Consider the following 19,159-nt stretch of genomic DNA (forward strand, 5'->3'; position numbering starts at 1 on the left):
GGCCTCAGCCGATCCGGACCGCGCGGTCAGACGTGAATGCGTAGGGCGGAACGTGGAGGTTCGCCGGGGCGGGCCCTTTGCGGATGCGCGCAGAGGTATCGTAGTGGCTGCCGTGGCAGGGGCAGAACCACCCACCGTAGTCGCCCTTCGGGTCGGTCGGCTTCTGGCCGAGCGGGATGCAGCCCAGATGGGTGCAGACGCCGATGACCACGAGCCAGGGCTCGCGCTGGACGCGGGACGCATCGGTCGCCGGGTCCTTCAGCTCGCTCATGGGAACGGCCTTGGCGGCCGCGATCTCTTCCGGCGTGCGGTGACGCAGGAAGACGGGCTTGCCGCGCCACATGACCGTGATGGCCTGGCCGACGGTCACGGGCCCGATATCCACATCGGTGCTGGCCAGCGCCAGCACGTCCCGGGCGGGGGCCAGCTGCGAGATGAAGGGCCAGACGATGGCGCCGGTACCGACCGCGGCGAACGCTGCCGCCGTCAGCTTGAGGAAGTCCCGCTTGGTGACGTCCGGAGTGCCGCTTCCGTGAGTCCCATGCGATGCCGCCGCTTCAGCCATCAAACCACCTCTCTGCCACCCATCCGTGGCGGACGAAACCCTTGGCTCCTGGGGCTTTGGGCAGCAGTAGCCCAAGGCTCCGAAGCGCCTTCGTGCCTATTACGGGTGGTTTGGGCATGTGGCAACCGCGCCGCATCGACAGAAGGCGCAATTGGCTCCGGGACTTGCCCCAAGGCCGCATATCGGCGGCGGCTGTTGCCCATTCGCCTCGCGCATGGGTCGAATCGGTCCCCTCCCCCCTCCCGCCGGCGCGGCTGCCTCGGGTAGAATCGCGCCCATGACCGACCCGATCTCGCACCCCCTCGCCGAAACCGCCAGCGCCTGGTTCGCCGGGCTGAGGGACCGCCTCTGCGCGGCCTTCGAGGCGAATGAGGATGCCTTGGCCTCAGGCCCCCATGCCGGCCTGCCCGCGGGACGCTTCACCTATACTCCCTGGACCCGTGCCGAGGGCGGCGGCGGGACGATGGGCCTCATGCGCGGGCGGGTGTTCGAGAAGGTGGGCGTCAACATCTCGACGGTCCATGGGGAATTCTCCCCCGAGTTCCGCTCGCAGATACCGGGGGCCGAAGAGGATCCCCGTTTCATGGCGACCGGGGTCTCCCTGGTGGCGCATCCCCGCTCCCCCCGGGTGCCGACGGCGCACATGAACACGCGCTTCATCGTGACGTCGCGCTGCTGGTTCGGCGGCGGCGGCGACATCACGCCCATGGACATGGCCGCACCCGAAAGCCTGGAGGACGCCGCCTTCTTCCACGACGCCTTCCGCCGCGCCTGTGACCGCCATGACGCGAGCTATTACCCCCGCTTCAAGCAGTGGTGCGACGAGTACTTCTACCTGCCCCACCGCAAAGAGACGCGCGGCCTAGGCGGCATCTTCTACGACTGGCTCGGCGACCGGACGCCCGGCCACGGCACCGAGGCGGACTTCGCCTTCACGAAGGATGTGGGGCTGGCCTTCCTGGAGGCCTATCCCGCCATCGTGGCACGGCGGATGCACGAGGCCTGGACGCCCGAGGAACGGCAGCACCAGCTTTTCCGCCGCGGGCGCTACGCGGAGTTCAACCTGCTGCACGACCGCGGCACGGTCTTCGGCCTCAAGACCGGGGGCAATGTGGAAGCGATCCTGATGTCGCTCCCGCCCGAAGCCGCCTGGTGAGCTATCGCGTCCCGCGCATGTAGCGGCGCTCGGGCCTGTAACCCAGCCAGCGGCGAAGGCTGTTCATCAGTCGGGCAAGCATCGCGGGACTCCTTACCAAAGCCTCAATTTCCCTTTTCGCAGGAGGTTGCGGCGCGGCTGCGCCCGTGTCGCGGCAAGTTTGTGGCATGCGGGTGAACCGCTTCTGAATCGCAGGCTGCCGCGAACCGGGCTCGCCTTCCGGCGTTCATAGGGCGGACGCCAGACGCCTGGCTTTCCCACCCCACCTGGAACGGAGCCGCCCCATGGCCAAGGCCAAGACGATCGACGATCTCTTTTACGACACGCTCAAGGACATCTATTACGCCGAGCGAAAGATCCTGAAGACACTGCCCAAGATGGCGCGCGGCGCGCATTCGCCCGACCTCAAGGCCGCCTTCGAGAAGCATCGCCTCGAGACGGAGGGCCAGGTCGGCCGCCTGCAGGACGTCTTCGAGGTGATCGGCAAACGCGCCGTGGGCAAGACCTGCGATGCGATCGAGGGAATCGTCGCCGAGGGCGAGGAGATCCTGGAGGAATACGGCGGGACCCCGGCGGTGGATGCCGGCCTCATCGCCGCCGCCCAGGCTGTCGAACACTACGAGATCACGCGCTACGGCACGCTGAAGCGCTGGGCGCAGCTCCTCGGCCACAAGGAGGCGGTGGCGCTCCTCGATGCCACGCTCAAGGAGGAGTCGCAGACGGACAAGGACCTCACCGTTCTCGCCGATGCCGGCGTGAACGAGATGGCCAAGGCAATGTAAAGCCGGCGGGTGCGCTTCACGCGCACCCCCCTCGCCCTCCGGCGCCTGTTGCTTCATCCTGGCGGCAAGCAACACGTCCGAGGGAAAGAAGAGTATGACGACTCGCCGCCACATCCTGGCTGCCGGCCTCTTTGCGCCGGCGATCGCGACCACCGCCAGCGCCCAGGCCAATTGGCCCGACAAGCCCGTCCGCATGGTGGTGCCCTGGCCGCCGGGAGGTTCGACGGACGTGCTCGCGCGCCTCGCCGCGGAACAGCTTCAGATCAAGCTCGGCCAGCCCTTCGTGATCGAGAACCGGCCCGGCGCTGGCGGCAACATCGGCGCCGATGCGATCGCGAAGTCCGCGCCCGACGGCTATACGATGGGCCCCCTCACCTTGGGCGTGTGGTCCATCGCCAACTACCTCTACAGTCGCCTGCCCTTCGACTGGGACAAGGACTTCCAGCCGATCTCGATGCATTGGCAGTTGCCCAACGTGGTCGTCGCGCCCACCCAGTTCGTGCCTGCGACCAATCTGCGCGAGTTCGTCGAATGGTCGAAGGCGCGCCGCCAGGGCGTCAGCTTCGGCAGCCCGGGTGTGGGTACAACCGCCCAGCTCTGCGGCGCGCTCTTCTGCAACCGGCTCGGAATCGATGGCCAGCACGTGCCGTTCCGCGGCGCGGCGCAGATCATTCCGGCGATGCTCTCGGGCGACCTCACGTTCGCGATCGACAATCTGGCGAGCTACGTTCCCGTGGTGCAGGAAGGCCGCATGCGCGCCTTCGCCGTGACGGGCGCCGAGCGCCACCCGGCACTGCCGGACGTGCCCACCATGGCCGAGGCCGGAGTTCCCGACTTCGTGGTGAACTCCTGGTGCGCCATGGCCTTCCCGGCCGGCGTCCCGCGCCCCATCGTCGAAAAGGCGTCACAGGCCATGCAGGCCATCGCCAATGACCCGGAGGTGAAGGCCCGCTTCCTGCGGACGGGGGCCATCGCTCTGGGCTCCGAGCCCAACGGCGTGTGGGAGCGCGCGCATCGCGAGCGGCCGCAGTGGCAGGAGATGGTCCGCATCGCGGGCGCGAGGCTCGACTGATGGACCTCAAGGGTAAGGTCGCCCTCGTCACGGGCGGCAATGGCGGCCTGGGCCAGCGCATCTGCCACGCCCTGGCGCGAGAGGGCGCGCATATCGGGGTGATGTACGCGCAGAGCCGCGAGCAGGCCGAGGGCGTGGCGCGGGAGATCGCCTCGCAATACCAGGTGAATGCCGCCGCCTTCGGCTGCGACATCACGGACAAGGCAGCGGTGGAACGGCTCGTGGCGGATGTGCGGGCGCGGTTCGGCGCGCTGGACATCCTCATCAACGACGCCGCCTACAACAAGTCGATCCCCTTTCCCGACCTCGACAACCTCACCGAGGAGGTCTGGGACAAGATCATGGCGGTGAATCTCACGGGCCCCATGCGGCTGACCAAGGCGGTGGCGCCCGTGATGAAGGCGCAGGGTTCCGGGCGCATCGTGAATATTGCCTCGGTAGCGGGGCTGGGGCCGACAGGCTCCTCCATCGCCTATGCCGTATCCAAGGCGGGGCTGATCCACCTGACCAAGTGCATGGCGGTGGCCCTAGCGCCGGAGACGCTGGTGAACTGCGTGGCGCCGGGCCTACTGGAGGGCACGCGCGCCACGGCCAATCTGCGGCCCGAGCAGGTGACGCTCTCGGCCTCGTCCTCGCTGCTGAAGAAGGCGGCTGACAAGGACGATTGCGCCGACATGGTGGTGACGATGTGCCGCACGGAGACGATGACGGGCCAGACGGTCGTCATCGACTCCGGCAGAACCTTTCACTGAAGAAACAGGCTACTCCGCCTTGATGTTCCGCCGCCGGATGAGGTCGCCCCAGCGCCTTCCCTCGGCGGCCAGATAGGGCGGGAAGGCTTCGGCCGTCCCCCCGATCACGTCGATCGAAGCCTCGTCCAGCTTGGCCCGCACCTCAGGGTGGTTCAGGACTGCGCGTGCGGCGGCTGAAAGGCGCTGGATGATCTCGGGCGGCGTGCCGGCCGGGGCGAAGAAGCCGAAATCATTCGTGGCGTGATAATCGGCCAGGCCCGCCTCGGCGAGCGTCGGCACGTCCGGCGCCTTGGGGTCGCGCGTGCGGCCCGTCACGGCCAGCGCCTTGAGTTCGCCGGAGCGGATGAAGGGAATGGCCGTGACAGTGTCCACGAAAGCCATGGTCGTCTCACGCGCCAGCAGCGCCTGCAGCGCCGGCCCGCCGCCCCGGTAGGATACGTGAAGCATGTCGATCCGGGCCATGTCGAGCATGAGTTCCGGCGCCAGCTGACCGACCGTCCCTGCGCCCGGCGAGGCATAGGAGAGCTTCCCAGGCTCGCGCCGCGCCCTCTCGAACAGCTCGGCCATGCTCGTGATCCCGCTCGAGGGATGCACGCAGACGAACATGGCGTTGCTGGCGAGCAGGCTGATCGGCGCGAAGGCGCGGTCATTGTCGTAGGGTAGCGGGCTGAAGAGGTAGGGCGCGAGGGCGAAGGTGCCGGTCGGCGCCACGTCCAGCGTGTAGCCATCCGGCCGGGCGCGGGCGAGTGCGCCATGCCCGACCGTGCCGCTGCCGCCCGTTCGGTTCTCGACCACGAAGGACCCGCCCATGGAGGCCGAGAGATACTGCGCCAGCAGCCGCGCCACGAAATCCGTGGAGCCTCCCGGCGCGAAGGGCACGATGATGGTCACCGGCCGGCTCGGATAGGCCTGCTGCGCCAGCGCGGGCGCAGCCGCGATTGCGGCCGCGCCGGCGAGCAAACCGCGCCGGCCGGGATGAAGGGTGTTGGTCATGTCGGTTCCTTATGATTGTTGTTGTCAGTCCACCCGGGTCAGGCCAGCGGCGTCAGGCCAGCAGATCCTGCATGGAGCGGATGGCCGTCGCGTAGCCGCGCGCGCCAAGCCCCGCGATCACGGCCGTCGCCGCCGGGGACATCAGCGAGCGGTGGTAGATCGCCTCGCGCTTGTGGATGTTGGAGATGTGCAGCTCGATGATCGGGCCCGGGAACATCTTCAGCGCGTCCAGGACCGGGATGGAGGTAAAGGTCAGCCCGGCCGGATTGATGACGATGCCGGCGGCGGGCTCGTCGATCGCCTCGTGGATCCAGTCCACCAGCTGCCCTTCGTAATTGGTCTGCCGGAAGACGATCGCGTCGCCGCCCGCAGCGCCGCGGCACATGGCCTCGACCTCGGCCAGCGTGGTGCGCCCGTAGATCTCCGGCTCGCGACGACCCAGCCGATTCAGGTTCGGGCCGTTCAGCAGATGGATGGTGCGGCTCAATCAGGTCTCCTCCCCGCGTTTCCTCGCGGCTGGGCGGGAGACTGCCAAGAACCGGCCGCGTCGTAAACATACGAAACAGGGATCATCCGACGATCTTGGTTATGGAGGATCATTCCGACTCAGCCCGGCGCCTTGTCGCGGTCGGGCCCGCCATGCGACATTTCCTGTCTGGATCGGGGGCTTGGCATCGGCATGGAGGAGACATCGGTTGGCGAAGCCGCCTATCGCCGCGTCCGCTCCGACATCCTCTTCGGGCGCCTCGCGCCGGGGCAGCGCCTCGGGCTGGACTGGATGCGCCAGACCTACGGCATCAGCGTCTCCACGCTCCGCGAGCTGCTGAGCCGCCTTTCGTCCGAGGAGCTCGTGACCGCCGAGGGCCAGCGGGGCTTCGAGGTCGCCGCCGTCTCGCCTGAGGACTTCCGCGAGGTCGCGGACCTTCGCCTGCTGCTCGAGACCCATGCCATGGCGCAATCCTTCCAGGCCGGGGGCCTGGATTGGGAAGGCCAGGTCGTCGCCGCCCACCACAAGCTGGCCGCGCTCGAGCGCCGCCTGATTTCCGGCGAGGCCGCGCAGCCTGCCGTCTGGAAGCGCTACGACTGGGAGTTCCATCACGCCCTGATCGCGGCCTGCGGCTCGCGCGCGCTGCTGCAGGCGCATGCGGCAGCCTATGACCGCTACCTGCGCTACCAGATGGTGGCCGTGGTCTTCCGGGGTGCCGTCGCGGCCGAAGAGCACCAGAAGCTGCTCGAGGCCGCGCTGGGCCGAGACCGCAAGGCGGCCGAGCGCATACTGCGCGCGCATATCGACGGCTGCGTTTCGCAGGTGCTGGAGGCTGGCACCCTGGAGGCCCTGCGCCGCTCCCGCTAAAGCGTTCCCATAGACCCGATAGGAGCCGCCTCATGAAATCCCGCGCCGCCATCGCCTTCGAGGCCGGAAAGCCGCTCACCATCGGCGAGGTCGACATCTCCGGTCCCAAGCCCGGCGAAGTGCTGGTCGAGGTGATGGCCACGGGCATCTGCCACACCGACGCCTACACGCTATCGGGCCTCGACCCGGAGGGGCTCTTCCCCGCGATTCTCGGCCATGAGGGCGCTGGAATCGTGCGCGAGGTCGGCCAGGGCGTGACGTCGCTCAAGCCCGGCGACCATGTGATTCCGCTCTACACGCCCGAATGCCGGCAGTGCAAAACCTGCCTCAGCCAGCGCAGCAACCTCTGCACCGCGATCCGCTCCACCCAGGGCAAGGGCGTGATGCCCGATGGCTCGAGCCGCTTCTCCTGCGACGGCGCGCAGGTGATGCACTACATGGGCTGCTCCACCTTCTCGAACTTCACGGTGCTGCCCGAGATCGCGCTCGCGAAGGTCCGCGAGGACGCGCCCTTCGAGAAGATCTGCTACATCGGCTGCGGCGTGACGACGGGCATCGGCGCCGTGACCAACACCGCCAAGGTCTGGCCGGGCGCCAACGTCGCGGTCTTTGGCCTGGGCGGCATCGGGCTCAACGTCATCCAGGGCGCCAAGATGGTGGGCGCCGACAAGATCATCGGCATCGATCTCAACCCCGCCCGCGAGGAGATGGCACGCCGCTTCGGCATGACCCATTTCGTGAACCCCGACGTGGTCGGGCGCGACAAGGTGGTGCAGGCGATCCAGGACCTGACCGACGGCGGCGCCGATTTCAGCTTCGAATGCATCGGCAACACGCAGGTGATGCGCCAGGCGCTGGAATGCACCCATCGGGGCTGGGGCACCTCCATCATCATCGGGGTGGCCGCGGCCGGGCAGGAAATCTCCACCCGTCCCTTCCAGCTCGTCACCGGGCGGAACTGGCGCGGCACGGCCTTCGGCGGGGTGCGCGGGCGCACCGAGGTGCCGAAGATCGTGGACTGGTACATGGAGGGGAAGATCCAGATCGACCCCCTCATCACCCATGTCATGCCGCTCGATAAGATCAACGAGGGCTTCGACCTGATGCACGCCGGCGAGAGCATCCGGAGCGTGGTTGTCTTCTGACGGCGGGAAGGCCAGATCCTCCCGCATGACGACCTGGCTCAACTCGCTCTTCGTGGACCACGCCCTGCTGCGCATTCCCTGGCGCAACTGGGGCGTGGTGGAGAGCGGCAGGCTCTATCGCTCCAACCATCCCCTGCCCTGGCAGCTCGCCGAGGCCGCGCGCCGGCATGGCATCCGCAGCGTCATCAACCTGCGCGGCCATCGGGAGACCTGCGGCTCCGACGCGCTGGGGCGCGAGGAGGCGGCGAAGCTCGGCCTCGTACACGCCGACCAGCCCTTCGAGAGCCGCGGTGCGCCGCATAAGGACCGGCTGCTGCGGCTGATCCAGCTCTACCGCAGCCTGCCCGAGCCGATTCTGATCCACTGCAAGTCCGGCGCGGACCGCACGGGCCTGGCTGCCGGGGTCTGGCACCTGATCCAGGGGCGCGACGCCGCTACCGCCGCGGCGGAGCTTTCATTGCGCCACGGTCATATCTCTGCCGCTCGCACGGGCATCCTCGACGCCTTCTTCGCGGCCTATGCCGAAGCCGAAGCGCGGGGCCTGGATTTCGAGACTTGGCTGGCGACTGAATATGACGAGAACGCGCTGCGCGCCGGTTTCCGCCCGCAGCCCGTAGCCGCCTGGTTCACGGATAAGGTTTTGCGGCGCGAGTAGCACCGGATTCGCGGATGAATTCGTCGCATCCGCCGCCTGGATATCCGCGAAAAATGGCGTGTTATGGCAGCCACATGCGGCAAATCGGCAACATCACACGGCCAGACATGCCGTAGGTTTGCATTCAATCCTATCCGTCACGTCAGGCTTGATGCTAGCGTCACGAAGTGTTGCGGAGGCAAACGCCGGTTTCGCTGGTTGCCGCCGTGCGTTTTGTTGCTTCTGCAAGGATGGGAAGAGAACACAAATGATGAAGCCACTCCTCGCGGCTACCGCGATGCTTGCCCTCGCTGCCTGCGATGCGACCCAGAACTCCCAGTCGGTTGCCGGCATGCACCCGCTGCTGGACAACACCGGCCGCGTCGTCAGCTACGCCCCGCCCTCCGCCGTGCGGAACGTGCCTCCCGGCACGGCGATCCGCATGAACATCAACGGCATGGACCAGCTCGTGACCCTTGGGCCACGCGTCAGCGAGGGTACCTCGGCCGGTATCCCGGTGATCGCCGGCACCGACAACGGCCGCCCCGTCATCACGCACATTGGCCCGGGCGCCGGTGACCTCGCCCCCGCCGGGACGCCGGTCGTGACCGGTACCGGTGCCGACGGCCGCCCCATCGTGACCTATGTGCAGCCCGGCCAGCAGGCTCCGGCCGGCGTGGTCGCCGGTCCGCGTGGCAACCGCCGCGCCGCGCCGGTCGCGCCCGGCCAGCTGCAGCCTGGCGTCCCGCCCGTGGTTCAGCCGAACCGCTGAGCGGCACTACCCGCCAAGCGTAGAATCTTCGGAGACGCCCGCCGCACCCCGCGGCGGGCGATTTTTATTCAGCCGCCCGTATGCGGATCCGTCAGCCGCCGGTGCTCCTCCAGCGCGTATCGGTCCGTCATACCCGCGATGTAGTCGCAGACCACTTCGGCAGCGCCGGCCGTTCCCGCCTCGCCCGCCCGCGCCCGCCATTCGTCCGGCAGCATCTGCGGCCCTCCGTGGAAGAGCTGGAACAGCACCTGCAGCACCCGCTTCGACTTCTGCGTGACGCGGTTTACCCGGAAATGGCGATACATCCGCTCATGCAGGAAGGCGCGCATGGCGCCGTTCGCCTCCGCCATGGGCGTGCTGAAGGCGACAACTGGCGCGCGCGCGTGGCGAATGTCGTCAGCCGAGCGCGGGTTCAGCATCGCGATTCGTCGCCCCGTCTCCTCCACCACGTCGTTCACCATGCGCGAGATGACGCGCCGTACCATTTCCGGCGCGGCCCGGCCGGCGGGCATGCCGGGATGCGCGGCCCGCGCGGCCTCCAGCGCCTCGCGCGGCAAGGTCAGCTCGGTCACCTCGTCCAACCGGAAAATCCCGGCGCGGATGCCGTCCTCCAGATCGTGGTTGTTGTAGGCGATATCATCGGCAATGGCTGCGACCTGCGCCTCCGCGCTCGCATGGCTCTGGAGCTCGAGGTCATGCTCGGCGTTGTAGCGCGCCAGATACGCGGCCGGCCGGCGGACCGGGCCATTGTGCTTGGCCAACCCCTCCAGCGTCTCCCAGCTCAGGTTCAGCCCGTCGAAGCCGCCGTAGCGCCGCTCCAGCAGCGTAACGTGCTTCAGGCTCTGAACATTATGGGCAAAGCCGCCATAGCTTCGCATGGAGGTGTTCAGGGCCTCCTCGCCGGCATGGCCGAAGGGCGGGTGGCCCAGGTCGTGGGCCAGCGCCAGCGCCTCGGCCAGATCCTCGTCCAGCTCCAGGCGGCGGGCCAGGCTGCGGGCCACCTGCGCAACCTCGATGCTGTGGGTCAGGCGCGTGCGGAAATGGTCGCCCTCGTGGAAGACGAAGACCTGCGTCTTGTACTGCAGCCGCCGGAAGGCGCGGGAATGGATGATGCGGTCGCGGTCGCGCTGCCAGGGGCTGCGGAAACCGTCCTCCGATTCGGAATGAAGGCGGCCGCGCGTGGAGGTGACGGCCCAGGGGGCACGGGGGCTCTGCATGCCTCAAGGCGTATCAGCCACCGCCGGAAGTGGAAATCCCGGCGTACCGCGCTACATAGGATGCCAAGGAGAGTTCATATGCCCGACGGCAGCACCACCGCCCGCGCCTTCTTCGTGACGCCTCGCGCCGCGCAGGAAATTGCCAGCATCGCCTCGCGACAGGGACGCCCGGGCGCGGGGCTGCGCGTGTCGGTCTCGGCGGGCGGCTGTTCTGGCCTCCAATACGGCTTCGACCTCGAGGACAAGGCCGGGGACGATGATCTGACCGTCACGGTCGAAGGGACGAATGTCTACGTGGACGGCGTCTCGCTCGACTTCCTGGCCGGCTCCGAGCTCGACTGGCACGAGGCGCTGATCGGCTCGCATTTCGTCGTCCGGAACCCGCAGGCCACGAGCGGCTGCGGCTGCGGCGTCAGCTTCGCCGTCTGATACCCCATAGCGAGCCAGGCTCCGCCGGGCTCGACTGCGCTCTTGCCGTGAATGGGCCGGGCCGCCACAACACGGGCATGCGGCTCGCCACCTTCAACGTGAACTCCATCCGGCGGCGCATGCCGCATCTGCAGCGCTTCCTGGCGCGGCATGAGCCGGACCTCGTCTTCCTGCAGGAGACCAAGTGCAAGAACGAGGAATTCCCGGCCCTTGAAGTGGCTGGGTACCAGGTTCACGCGGTCGGTCAGCATGGGGGGCGCAACGGCGTCGCCGTCGTATCGCGCTTGCCCTTTGAAGTCGTGGCCGAATCCCTTCCTGGCGAGGACGCCGACACTCACGCCCGTTTCATCGCGGTGAGCTGCGTGGGGATGCTCGCGGCGGGCATCTACCTTCCCAACGGCAACAGCGGCGGTGAGGACGGGCTGGCCTACAAATGGCGCTGGATGGACCGGCTGCGCGAATGGGCGGCCGACAAGCTGGATGCCTTCACGCCGCTCGCCATCCTGGGCGACTACAATGTCTGTCCGACAGACGAAGATCTGGCGCCCGGCACCCTGCCGCCGGCGGATGCGCTGGTGCATCCAGAATCGCGAGCCCGGTGGCGGGCGCTGACGCATCTGGGCCTGACCGATGCGCTGCTGGCGCTGCACCCGTCCGAGCCGCCCTACACCTATTGGGACTATGGCTCCGCCTTCGAGCAGAATCGCGGCCTCCGCATCGACCACGCGCTCCTGTCGGCGGAGCTGGCCGAGCGGCTGGTGACATCGGGCGTGGATCTGGATGCGCGGGCGGAGGAAAGCCCCTCGGACCACGCGCCAGTATGGATCGAGCTGACGGACTAGTTTGGCCTGGTGCGGTAATAATCGGCACTGAGGCCCTGTATCCAGGGCATATACCGCCCCTGCACCGCCGGCGCGGGATAGGCCGTGGCATTGGGCATCGGTTCCGGACGGTCCTCAGCGCGAAAGTACGCGCAGCCGGCCATCATCAACGCCGCCCCGATGATCATCGCCCGCCACATGCCGCCAGTGCAGCACGCGGCGTGGATGCGGTCCATCAGCCGATGACGAAACGTGCCAGCAGCCAGGCCGAACCGAAGCCCGCGATAGCCCCGAGCAGCAACTGCGTTCGCAGCCGGGGAGCCGGCCGCGGGGTGGCCAGGCGAATGGTCCGCGGCATCGGCGGAATGCGGAGGTCGTCGGGGATCAGGGTCGCGCTCATGACCGTGAACAAAACATAAACACGGCGGGCGCGCAAGCGGATTTTCACCCTTTGTTCCTAAATCAGTCAATCCCTCAATGATGATTTGCGACTCATTCTCAATTGCACTACAAACTCCGGACAACGGAGATCAGCCATGGCGACTCGCGGATTGCCCCAATGGCCGCATTTAGGTCACGACACGGACGCCCTGCCCGAGGTGGAGCGACTGATCCTGGATGCCGCGCGTGCCTGGGCCGATGACGGCCCGGCCGGTCCCATGGGCGAGGCCGCGATCGTGCTGGCCGCGGCGGGCGCAGAGGGCGCGGCCCTGCTGCTGGATCCGCTGCTGCGCTCCCTCTCCACGCTGAACCTGGCCAGCCCGCTCTGCCCCCATGTGACGGAGACGGAGTGTGCACTGCTGCTGGCCATCGCGGCCGCGCAGCAGGGCTCGCGCAGCCTCGCGCTTGGGCTTCTGCACCGCCTGGCGCCGCCGCTCGCGGCCTATCGCGTCATGCCGTCGCTGATCGCGGCCGCCACGGCGCTGCGGCGGGGCGGCCATGTCATGGCGCCGGCGCTGGACCGGCTACGCACCCGTCCGTGACGGGCCCCACACACCCGGCCGCACCGCGACCGCCGTCAGCACGCCATAGGCCGTGACGCCCAGCGCCACCGCCAGGAACTGCCCGTCCATCCCCCAGCCCAGCTGGTCACCCAGCAGCCAGCCGCCGCCCACCGCGATGCCGAGGCGCGAGAGGCCGGCCGCCACGGGATAGCCCATCCGCCCAGCGCCCATCGCCGCGAAATACATCGCCATGCCCAGGCCGAAGCCGCCGAAGGCCGGGCCGATGAAGCCGAGCGCCCGCGCCGCAATCGCCGCGACCTCGGCATCCGAGGCGAAGAGATTCGCAAAGGTCAGCGGAAACAGTGCCACCGTGACGCCGACGGCAGAGCATACCGCCAGCGCCATCAGCCCACCCACCCAGGCGGTGCGCCGCGCGGTTTCCCAATCCCCCTGCCCCACCGAGCGCCCGACCAGCGCTGTCAGCGCCGAGCCCACGCCGAAGGCCAGCGGGATCATCATGAATTCCAGCCGGGCCGAGACGCCGTAGGCCGCGACCGCCACCGGCCCGTAGGAAGCCAGCCGCGCCGTCACGAGGATGGTCGCCATGTTGGCCACGAAAGCCAGGCAGCAGGCGATGGCGCCGACCGCCAGGATGCGCCGGAACAGCGGCCAGCGGAGTTTGACGCGCAGGTCGGGCCGGAAGCCCGCCGCGCCGGAGAAGACCACCAGCGCCATCACCCCCGCCGCGATCCAGAAGCAGACCGCGAAGCCGACACCGAGGCCGAGCAGCCCGAAGCCCAGCGTCTCCGCCAGCACGAAGCCGAGGATGGGATAGGCGATCCAGCAAAAGTTCAGCACCCGTGCCGCCAGCGCGTGCTTGCCCGCGCCGCGCAGGATGGAGGCCAGCGTGTTCGCGAGCCAAGCCGGGATCGCGCCGAAGCCGAAGAGCGCGATGGAATAGGGCACGGCCGCCGCGGCCGCCTCGGGCCCGCCGATCCATGGCAGCACCGTGCGCGGGAAGACCGCGAGCACCACCACGAACATCGCCGCGAAGCCCAGCGCGATCAGCAGCGCATGCACGGCCAGCGCCGAGGCTTCCTCCTCCTTCCTCGCTCCCAGCGCGCGGGCGATGGCGCTGACCACGCCACCGCCCATGGCGCCCGCGGACATCTGGCCGAGCAGCAGCGAGAAGGGCAGCACCACCGCCCAGCCGGCGAGCGCCGAACGGCCCAGGCGCGCCGCGATCACCGTCTCGATCAGCAGCGCGACCACCTGCAGCGCGGAGAGCAGCGTCGTCGGCGCGGCCAGCGCCAGCACGCGGCGGGCAAGCTCTCCCGCGGGGGGGCGCGGCGCGATGGCGGTCGCGACGGCTTCTGAGGTGCTCATGCGAATCGCTCCACGCCCAAGGGCGAAATATCGAGATTGGGCTTCGGCCCCAACATGAAAGAGGCCAGCAGCCGCCCGGTGGGGGCGGAGCCGGTGAGGCCCAGATGCCCATGCCCGAACGCGCACCACAACCCGGGCCGCGAGGCCACGGGGCCCACGACCGGGAGGCTGTCCGGCAGGCAAGGGCGATGGCCCATCCAGAAAGGCTTCTGCGCGCGCGTATCGGCCTGCGGGTAGACCCTGGCGAGATCCTCCAGCAGCAGCGCGGCGCGGCGCGGGTTGGGCGGGGCCTCGGTGCCGCCGAATTCCACGGTCCCCGCGACCCGAAGCCCCTCCTCCATCGGCGTGATGAAGGCCTTGCGATCGGCGGGGATGACGGGCCGGCGCGGCATCACGCCAGGGTCGGTGAGCATGACGTGATAGCCGCGCTGGCTCTCCAGCGGCACCTTGATGCCGATGGCATCCAGCAGCCTGTGCGACCAAGCGCCGGCCGCGAGCACGACATGATCCGCATGCTCCGGGGCGCCGTCCACCATCGCGCCGGTGATACGGTCGCCCTCGCGGATCAGCGCCGTGACGTTGCCCTTGCGGACCTTGCCGCCCATCCGCTCGATCCCGCGCGCCACGACGCGGGCCTGGCGCAGGGGATTCAACGAGTGGCTCTGCTTCGGCAGGAAAACGCCTCGGTTGTAGGTCTCGGCGACCCCGGGCTCGAGCTCCATGATCCCGGCGCGGCGAAGCACCTGCATCTCGAGGCCGTGCTGCCGGCGCAGCTTCCAGGACGCATCGTCCTTCGCGAGATGCGCGTCATCGCGATAGAGGTAGAGCTGCCCGTTGCGCGAGATGATGTCGGCCGCGCCCTCGGCCTCCAGGATTTCCAGATGGCAGTCCTCCGCGCCACGCAGCAGCAGGGCGAGCGCGGCCGCGATCCGCTCCACGCGCTCGGGCGCCGCCGCGCGCACGAATTGCCATAGCCAGGGAAACGCCACTGGCCAGTATCGCGCCGGGATGTGCAGCGCGCCCTTCGGGTCGAGCAGCATCTTCGGCACGTCGCGCAGCACGCCCGGCATGGCCAGGGGCGCGACCGAGCCCGCCGATATCGCGCCCGCATTGCCGGAGGACGTCCCCTCGCCCGGCCCGGCGCGATCCACGATCGTGACGGCGGCGCCGGCCCGGGCGAGGTACCAGGCGGTACAAAGTCCCACGATGCCCGCGCCCGCGACGAGGACGGAAGTCTTGCGTTCCATATAACGATGCTTGTGCAAGATTGACGCGCTCACAATGCGCGCGGAAAGTCGGGCAAAAGCGGGAGGTATGCATGCAGGTCATAGCGAATAACACCGGCCTCGGCGCGCGCGTCCATGGTATCGACCTGTCAAAGCCGATGAGTGATTCGGATTTCCGAGACATCCTGCGCGCCCTGGGCGAGCATGGCGTGCTCTGCTTCCCGCAGCAGGACCTCGATGCGCCCGCGCTCGCCGCCTATGGCCAGCGCTTCGGTACGCTGGAGGTGAACGTGGCGAACATGTTCCACGCGCCTGGTTTGCCGGAGGTGATGATCCTCTCCAACAAGCGCGACGAGGCGGGCAAACCCCTGGGCCTCAACGACGCCGGCCAGGGCTGGCATACGGATATGAGCTACGCGAAGGAAATCGCGCTCGCCAACGTGCTGCACGCCAAGGAGGTGCCGCTGCGCGACGGACGGCCCCTCGGCGACACGCAGTTCCGCAATATGCACGCCGCCTACGAAGACCTGCCCCACGAGGTGAAGGAGCGCCTGGAAGGCCGCGTCGCCATCCACGACTTTGAGAAGTTCTGGGACATGATGCGGATCCGTCCCGGTTCCATCCGCGGCCCGCTGACGCCCGAGCAGCGCGCCAAGCGCCCGCCCGTGCGCCAGCCGATCTTCCGCGAGCATCCGATCACGGGGCGACGCGTGCTCTACGCCAATCCCGGCTACGCCATGTACATCGAGGGTATGGACCGGCGCGAGAGCGATGCGATGCTCGACTATCTCTTCCGTCACCAGTCGCAGTCGAAATACCTGCATAGCCACGCCTGGACGCCTGGCGACGTGCTGATGTGGGACAATATCGGCACCACGCACAACGCCGTCGCGGACTACACGCCCGAGGAGCCGCGCTTCATCCTGCGCGTGCAGGTGATGGCGAGCCTCGACTACGCAGCGCTCGCGGCATGAGGCTCGCGACGCTGAAGGACGGCCGCCTGGCAGGCGTGATCGAGGATGCGCTGGTGCCGCTGGCCGCACGCAAGATGATCGCGCTGCTGGGCGACGAAGCCGCGATGACGGACGCCTCTCGCCAGATCGCCTTTGCGGCGCGGCCGGAGAACGCATCGCTGCGCCTGCCCTTCGACGAGGCGCTGCTCGATGCGCCGCTGCGGCCGGGCAAGATCATCGGCGTCGGCCGGAACTACGGCGCGCATGCCGCCGAGGTGGGCGGGCCGAAGCTGGAGGCCCCTCGCCTTTTCCTGAAGCCCACCTCCTCCGTCTGCGGGCCGGGCACCTCCGTCCACATCCCGCGCGCGGTGACGAAGCCGGACTGGGAGGTGGAGCTCGCTGTCGTCATCGGCGCGCCGGCCTATGAGGTGGAGGAACGCCGCGCGCTGGACCATGTCGCGGGCTACACCATCCTGAACGACATCTCGGCGCGCGAGTTCCAGTTCGACCAGCCGCTGCCGATGACGAGCTTCGCGAAGGGCCTCGCCCAGTTTTGCCCGATCGGCCCCTGGATCGTCACGGCCGACGAGCTGGGCGAGCCCTGGGCGCTCGACATCGCCTGCATGCTGAATGGCGAGGAGGTGCAGCACGGCAATACGCGCGACCTGATCTTCTCCGTGCCCGCGCTCATCGCCTACGTCTCGCGCTTCATGCGCCTGGAGACGGGCGACGTGATCGCGACCGGCACGCCCTCGGGCTCAGGCCATTTCCGCAAGCCGCCACGCTACCTTCAGGGCGGCGACCGGCTTGAACTCACCGTCGAACGCATCGGCGCGCTGAGGCACGGGATCGCCTGACAAGAACAAGCGGGGAGGAAACAAGAATGATGCGACTGATCATGCCGCTGCTGCTGCTGGCCGGCACGGCGGCCGCGCAGCCGCGCGCACCGGGCTCCGACTATCCTAACAGGCCCGTGCGCGTCGTCGTGGCGCTGGCGCCCGGCGGCAATGCGGATATCAATGCGCGCCTCGTCTCCACCGCGCTGTCCGCGCAGATCGGCCAGCAATTCGTGGTGGAGAACCGGCCCTCGGGCGGCGGCACGGTGGCCATGGAGACGGTGGGCCGTGCCGCGCCGGATGGCTACACGCTGCTGGTGGGCGCGCTCGGCTCGCATGCGCTGAATGTCGGGCTCTACCGCAATCTGCCGGTGCATCCGCTGACCGGGCTGGACCACATCACCATCAGCTCGGAAAGCGCGATGGTGGTGGCGGCGCATCCCTCGACCGGCTGGCGGAATCTCGCCGAGATGCGCGCCTCGCTGATCGAGCGGCCGGGCTACTACATCTATGGCAGCTCGGGGAACGGCACGACGGGCCACATCTCCGCCGCGCTCCTGCTGAGCGAGATGGGCGCGGTCGCGCAGCACGTGCCCTATCGGGGATCGGCGGCCTCCTTCGCCGATCTCTCGGCCGGGCGGATCCACTTCCAGGCGGACACCATCTCCTTCATGGAGCAGCACATCCGCGCGGGCACGGTGACGGGCATCGTCATCGGGACCGGCACGCGCTCGCCCATGACGCCGAACGTGCCCACCGCGGCGGAGGCCGGCCTGCCGGGCTTCCTGGCCACGACCTGGACCCCGTGGTCCTCGGCCATCGGCACGCCGCCGGCCATCCTGGAATTCCTGCATCAGCAGATCGCGCAGAGCCTGGCCGCCGGCCCGGTTCGCGAGCGCATCCTGCAGCTCGGCAACACCATCCCCGAGAACATGACACCCGCCCGGACACGAGCCTTCATCGCGGCCGAGATCGAGAAATGGGTGCCCATCGTGCGCGCCACCGGCGCCACCGTCGATTGAGAGAGAGCATGAACTTCACCCACCCCTCCATCCGCGCCCAGATCGTCTCCATCCTGACGGCCTGGGGCATGCCGAAGCACCTGACGGACATCACCGCCGAGATCATGGTCGAGACCGACCTGATGGGCGTGGACAGCCACGGCATCTCGATGCTCATGGCCTATGAGGAGATGCTGAAGCTCGGCCAGCTCCGTATCGCGGGGGAGCCGCGCGTGGTGCGCGACTTCGCGGCGACCGCGCTGGTGGATGGCGCGGACGGCCTCGGCCATCCCGCCGCCGCCATGGGCATGCGCGTCGCCATCGAGAAGGCGAGGCAGTTCGGCATCGGCGCGGTGGGCGTGGTGAACAGCCATCATTTCGGCGCGGCGGGCTACTACGCGCGCATGGCGTCCTCGGCCGGGCTGATCGGCCTCGTGACCTCTTCCACCCGCGGCATCCTGATGGTGCCCACGCGCGCGGCGGAACCCGTGCTGGGCACCAACCCCATCGCCTTCGCCGCCCCTGCCGGGCCGGGCCACAAGCCCGTGGTTCTCGACATGGCGACGACGACGGTCGCGGGCAACAAGGTCAAGGTCTACCACCTCAACGACAAGACCCTGCCCGAGGGCTGGGTGCAGGACGAGGGCGGCCGGCCCGTCACCGACTCGCGTGTCGCCATGGACTACGTGTTCAAGAAGAAGGAAGGCGGCATCACGCCCGTCGGCGGGCCGGAGCATCTGGGCGGGCACAAGGGCTACGGCCTCGCGCTCATGGCGCATATCCTGGGCGGGACCATGGTGGGCGCCAGCTTCTCGCCCATCCGCAACCGTACGCAGAAGCCGGACGACCCGAACAATATCGGCCACTTCATGATGGCGATCGACCCCCGCGCCTATCGCGACATGGAGGAGTACACGACCGACCTCGACGCCGTGATCGACGTGCTGCACGGCGCCGCGCCGGCCGACCCGGCCAAGCCCGTCCTGCTGCCCGGCGAGCCCGAGGAGATGATGCGCGAGAAGCGCCTCGCGCACGGCATCCCGATGCCGCAGAGCCTGATCGACCATGTGCGCGCCATAGCCGGGCGCGCGGGCGTTGCCTACGAGCTGAAGGAGACCTGA

Annotated in this window: 23 protein-coding genes; 15 read left to right on the forward strand and 8 right to left on the reverse strand. The window is 68.7% G+C overall.

Translation table 11 applies throughout. The annotated features are described in order from the left end of the window. Window positions 1-4: 4 nt before the first annotated feature. Window positions 5-565, reverse strand: a complete 561-nt coding sequence (gene petA, locus WJM96_RS08755; RefSeq protein ID WP_424812088.1) for a ubiquinol-cytochrome c reductase iron-sulfur subunit — start codon at window positions 563-565, stop codon at window positions 5-7. A 277-nt stretch (window positions 566-842) separates the two neighbouring features. Here petA and hemF point away from each other — a divergent pair, with 277 nt between their 5' ends. From hemF to WJM96_RS08775, 4 genes are all read left to right on the forward strand, one after another. Further along, entirely contained in the window at window positions 843-1,721 is an 879-nt protein-coding gene (gene hemF, locus WJM96_RS08760) for an oxygen-dependent coproporphyrinogen oxidase (RefSeq protein WP_424812089.1), read from the forward strand. Window positions 1,722-2,005: 284 nt separating this feature from the next. Then, window positions 2,006-2,503: a ferritin-like domain-containing protein gene (locus WJM96_RS08765; RefSeq protein ID WP_424812090.1), complete on the forward strand. Its 498-nt coding sequence runs from the start codon at window positions 2,006-2,008 to the stop codon at window positions 2,501-2,503. A gap of 94 nt (window positions 2,504-2,597) precedes the next feature. Next, the gene (locus tag WJM96_RS08770) at window positions 2,598-3,575 is read left to right on the forward strand and encodes a Bug family tripartite tricarboxylate transporter substrate binding protein (RefSeq protein ID WP_424812091.1); all 978 of its coding nucleotides are present in this window, start codon (window positions 2,598-2,600) and stop codon (window positions 3,573-3,575) included. Continuing rightward, window positions 3,575-4,327, forward strand: coding sequence for an SDR family NAD(P)-dependent oxidoreductase (locus tag WJM96_RS08775; protein ID WP_424812092.1), 753 nt, complete (start codon window positions 3,575-3,577; stop codon window positions 4,325-4,327). The genes WJM96_RS08770 and WJM96_RS08775 overlap by 1 nt, the downstream gene beginning before the upstream one ends. 9 nt (window positions 4,328-4,336) lie before the next feature. Here WJM96_RS08775 and WJM96_RS08780 read toward each other — a convergent pair whose 3' ends face one another. Further along, window positions 4,337-5,320: a Bug family tripartite tricarboxylate transporter substrate binding protein gene (locus WJM96_RS08780; protein WP_424812093.1), complete on the reverse strand. Its 984-nt coding sequence runs from the start codon at window positions 5,318-5,320 to the stop codon at window positions 4,337-4,339. Window positions 5,321-5,372: 52 nt separating this feature from the next. Then, window positions 5,373-5,807, reverse strand: coding sequence for a type II 3-dehydroquinate dehydratase (locus tag WJM96_RS08785; protein ID WP_424812094.1), 435 nt, complete (start codon window positions 5,805-5,807; stop codon window positions 5,373-5,375). 192 nt (window positions 5,808-5,999) lie between these two features. On the opposite strand from WJM96_RS08785, the gene WJM96_RS08790 reads away from it, so the two are divergent. From WJM96_RS08790 to WJM96_RS08805, 4 genes are all read left to right on the forward strand, one after another. Continuing rightward, complete coding sequence (locus tag WJM96_RS08790; protein ID WP_424812095.1) at window positions 6,000-6,674, forward strand: GntR family transcriptional regulator; 675 nt, start codon at window positions 6,000-6,002, stop codon at window positions 6,672-6,674. 32 nt (window positions 6,675-6,706) lie between these two features. Then, window positions 6,707-7,819 carry an S-(hydroxymethyl)glutathione dehydrogenase/class III alcohol dehydrogenase gene (locus WJM96_RS08795; protein WP_424812096.1) on the forward strand — a complete coding sequence of 371 codons (1,113 nt, stop codon included), beginning with the start codon at window positions 6,707-6,709 and terminating at the stop codon, window positions 7,817-7,819. Window positions 7,820-7,844: 25 nt separating this feature from the next. Beyond that, window positions 7,845-8,474: a tyrosine-protein phosphatase gene (locus tag WJM96_RS08800; RefSeq protein ID WP_424812097.1), complete on the forward strand. Its 630-nt coding sequence runs from the start codon at window positions 7,845-7,847 to the stop codon at window positions 8,472-8,474. A gap of 247 nt (window positions 8,475-8,721) precedes the next feature. Next, window positions 8,722-9,225: a hypothetical protein gene (locus WJM96_RS08805; RefSeq protein WP_424812098.1), complete on the forward strand. Its 504-nt coding sequence runs from the start codon at window positions 8,722-8,724 to the stop codon at window positions 9,223-9,225. A gap of 68 nt (window positions 9,226-9,293) precedes the next feature. On the opposite strand, the gene WJM96_RS08810 is transcribed toward WJM96_RS08805, so the two are convergent. Next, window positions 9,294-10,442 (reverse strand): deoxyguanosinetriphosphate triphosphohydrolase, encoded by a 1,149-nt coding sequence (locus tag WJM96_RS08810; protein ID WP_424812099.1) that lies wholly within the window; start codon window positions 10,440-10,442, stop codon window positions 9,294-9,296. A gap of 78 nt (window positions 10,443-10,520) precedes the next feature. Between WJM96_RS08810 and WJM96_RS08815 the strand changes: the two genes are divergently transcribed. Both WJM96_RS08815 and WJM96_RS08820 read left to right on the forward strand, forming a co-directional pair. Continuing rightward, the gene (locus tag WJM96_RS08815; protein WP_424812100.1) at window positions 10,521-10,871 is read left to right on the forward strand and encodes a HesB/IscA family protein; all 351 of its coding nucleotides are present in this window, start codon (window positions 10,521-10,523) and stop codon (window positions 10,869-10,871) included. A gap of 77 nt (window positions 10,872-10,948) precedes the next feature. After that, a complete protein-coding gene (locus WJM96_RS08820; protein ID WP_424812101.1) occupies window positions 10,949-11,713 on the forward strand; it encodes an exodeoxyribonuclease III in 765 nt (254 codons plus the stop codon). Here WJM96_RS08820 and WJM96_RS08825 read toward each other — a convergent pair. Further along, window positions 11,710-11,928 carry a hypothetical protein gene (locus WJM96_RS08825; RefSeq protein WP_424812102.1) on the reverse strand — a complete coding sequence of 73 codons (219 nt, stop codon included), beginning with the start codon at window positions 11,926-11,928 and terminating at the stop codon, window positions 11,710-11,712. The genes WJM96_RS08820 and WJM96_RS08825 overlap by 4 nt on opposite strands. Then, on the reverse strand, window positions 11,928-12,092 hold the full coding sequence (locus WJM96_RS08830) for a hypothetical protein (RefSeq protein WP_424812103.1): 165 nt from the start codon (window positions 12,090-12,092) through the stop codon (window positions 11,928-11,930). The genes WJM96_RS08825 and WJM96_RS08830 overlap by 1 nt, the downstream gene beginning before the upstream one ends. Before the next feature lie 136 nt (window positions 12,093-12,228). Between WJM96_RS08830 and WJM96_RS08835 the strand changes: the two genes are divergently transcribed. Beyond that, on the forward strand, window positions 12,229-12,675 hold the full coding sequence (locus WJM96_RS08835) for a hypothetical protein (RefSeq protein WP_424812104.1): 447 nt from the start codon (window positions 12,229-12,231) through the stop codon (window positions 12,673-12,675). Here the strand turns inward: WJM96_RS08835 and WJM96_RS08840 are convergent. Next, complete coding sequence (locus tag WJM96_RS08840; RefSeq protein ID WP_424812105.1) at window positions 12,658-14,022, reverse strand: MATE family efflux transporter; 1,365 nt, start codon at window positions 14,020-14,022, stop codon at window positions 12,658-12,660. The two genes, WJM96_RS08835 and WJM96_RS08840, sit on opposite strands and share 18 nt — an antisense overlap. Beyond that, the gene (locus WJM96_RS08845; RefSeq protein WP_424812106.1) at window positions 14,019-15,269 is read right to left on the reverse strand and encodes an NAD(P)/FAD-dependent oxidoreductase; all 1,251 of its coding nucleotides are present in this window, start codon (window positions 15,267-15,269) and stop codon (window positions 14,019-14,021) included. The genes WJM96_RS08840 and WJM96_RS08845 overlap by 4 nt, the downstream gene beginning before the upstream one ends. Window positions 15,270-15,340: 71 nt before the next feature. Between WJM96_RS08845 and WJM96_RS08850 the strand changes: the two genes are divergently transcribed. From WJM96_RS08850 to WJM96_RS08865, 4 genes are read left to right on the forward strand one after another with little or no spacing between them, the layout of a single operon-like run. Further along, window positions 15,341-16,222 (forward strand): TauD/TfdA dioxygenase family protein, encoded by an 882-nt coding sequence (locus WJM96_RS08850; RefSeq protein ID WP_424812107.1) that lies wholly within the window; start codon window positions 15,341-15,343, stop codon window positions 16,220-16,222. Next, window positions 16,219-17,058, forward strand: a complete 840-nt coding sequence (locus WJM96_RS08855) for a fumarylacetoacetate hydrolase family protein (protein ID WP_424812108.1) — start codon at window positions 16,219-16,221, stop codon at window positions 17,056-17,058. The genes WJM96_RS08850 and WJM96_RS08855 overlap by 4 nt, the downstream gene beginning before the upstream one ends. A 26-nt stretch (window positions 17,059-17,084) precedes the next feature. After that, window positions 17,085-18,059 (forward strand): Bug family tripartite tricarboxylate transporter substrate binding protein, encoded by a 975-nt coding sequence (locus tag WJM96_RS08860; RefSeq protein WP_424812109.1) that lies wholly within the window; start codon window positions 17,085-17,087, stop codon window positions 18,057-18,059. An 8-nt stretch (window positions 18,060-18,067) separates the two neighbouring features. Beyond that, entirely contained in the window at window positions 18,068-19,159 is a 1,092-nt protein-coding gene (locus tag WJM96_RS08865) for an Ldh family oxidoreductase (RefSeq protein ID WP_424812110.1), read from the forward strand.

Source organism: Roseococcus sp. YIM B11640 (genome assembly GCF_049727625.1).
Classification (GTDB): domain Bacteria; phylum Pseudomonadota; class Alphaproteobacteria; order Acetobacterales; family Acetobacteraceae; genus Roseococcus.